Source organism: Kitasatospora sp. NRRL B-11411, from assembly GCF_000721345.1.
Classification (GTDB): Bacteria; Actinomycetota; Actinomycetes; order Streptomycetales; family Streptomycetaceae; genus Kitasatospora; species Kitasatospora cineracea.
The window spans coordinates 1-373 of record NZ_JOGH01000326.1; the positions used below are offsets into that span (position 1 = coordinate 1).

A 373-nucleotide genomic window follows, 5' to 3' on the forward strand; every position below is an offset into this window, starting at 1 on the left:
CGGTGGGGGCCGGGCGGGCGGTGCTGGTGCGCTGCCGTTCCGGGTACAACCGTTCGGGGTTGGTGGTTGCGCAGGTGCTGGTGGAGCTCGGGCTGGACAGCACGGAGGCGGTGCGTCGGGTACGGGCGCGGCGCTCGCCGTGGGCGCTGCACAATGCGTTGTTCGTCGAGTACCTGTCGGTCGGGTTGGACACCGCTCGGCTGCTCGTCTCGCTCGGGCCGGGGTGAGCCCGACGGCCCGTCGACAGGGGTGACGGGCCGTCGGGGTCAGGGTTTCGCGGGGTCAGTGCTTGCGCTGCCGGCGGCGGCGCAGCAGGAGGGCGGTGCCGGCGGTGAGGGTGGCGGCGGCGGTGGCGGCGGTGAGGGGGAGGGCG

The 373-nt window shown here is 75.3% G+C and carries 1 pseudogene; it reads left to right on the plus strand.

Annotation, left to right across the window (positions count from 1 at the left end):
- Nucleotides 1-227: pseudogene (locus IH44_RS0140185) on the plus strand (dual specificity protein phosphatase family protein); the annotation flags it as partial.
- Between the last annotated feature and the right edge of the window lie 146 nt (nucleotides 228-373).